At 39.5% G+C, this 671-nt stretch carries 2 protein-coding genes and 1 pseudogene; all 3 read left to right on the forward strand.

Going from position 1 to position 671, the window contains the following annotated elements; genetic code table 11:
• Positions 1-209: pseudogene (locus SMIDD26_RS12450) on the forward strand (hypothetical protein); the annotation flags it as partial.
• A gap of 34 nt (positions 210-243) precedes the next feature.
• Positions 244-444, forward strand: a complete 201-nt coding sequence (locus tag SMIDD26_RS00335; RefSeq protein WP_061438774.1) for a hypothetical protein — start codon at positions 244-246, stop codon at positions 442-444.
• A 1-nt stretch (position 445) separates the two neighbouring features.
• Positions 446-671, forward strand: a 226-nt coding sequence (locus tag SMIDD26_RS00340) for a hypothetical protein (protein WP_134990090.1), incomplete at its 3' end; no start/stop codon positions are given.

A 671-nucleotide genomic window follows, 5' to 3' on the forward strand; every position in this document is an offset into this window, starting at 1 on the left:
TCTATTCTATCAAATACCTAAAGAAAAACCGAAGAGCAGGCAAGCAATTAGAAAAGGTTTTGAAATCAAGCGCTGACAGGGTGATTCTAAGGCCTTGTTTAGCTGAAATGTGGGTGATTACCCACGAAACATCACTACAAGCGTTCGCCAACTTGGGGCAATCGCTCAGCGTTTGGAGTGGTGAAGTATACCATATAGAAAACAGGTAGGAAAAAGGACAAGGAAAGACTAATGGAGAAAAATATGACTCTAGACCTAGATAACATGACACGATCAGAATTTGATAAGCTAATGACTAAAATCAAGGATAGAAAGCCGAACCTATTTCAGTTCATCATTGACTTTTTAGATGATAAAGTAACTCCAGAAGAGGTGTACGACTTTCTGAAGATGGAGCGAAGCTATCAAGTAAATTATATCAAGAATTACAAAGCGAGGGCATAGCATGAATGAACTAGATTTAAGCAATACACAGGCGATTATTTTTACCGTGATTTTGATTGGCTTTCTCATTTACCTGAACCATCGAGACCGCAAAAAAAGCGCCCAAATCGAGCGAGAAAGTACACAGACGATAGAAACAACTAGCGAGGATTTAAGCCCTGATTATGGGCGATATATTCAGCTTGCAGGGGTTAAGCCATGGGGGTACGTAAGATGTTTGAAAAAAT

Origin of the sequence: Streptococcus mitis (assembly GCF_001579035.1) — a bacterium.
In the GTDB taxonomy this organism is placed as follows: Bacteria; Bacillota; Bacilli; order Lactobacillales; family Streptococcaceae; genus Streptococcus; species Streptococcus mitis_J.

Bases quoted from the DNA above. Each gene is read 5' to 3' on its own strand.
- SMIDD26_RS00335 (WP_061438774.1), top strand. From the start codon at position 244: ATGACTCTAGACCTAGATAACATGACACGATCAGAATTTGATAAGCTA.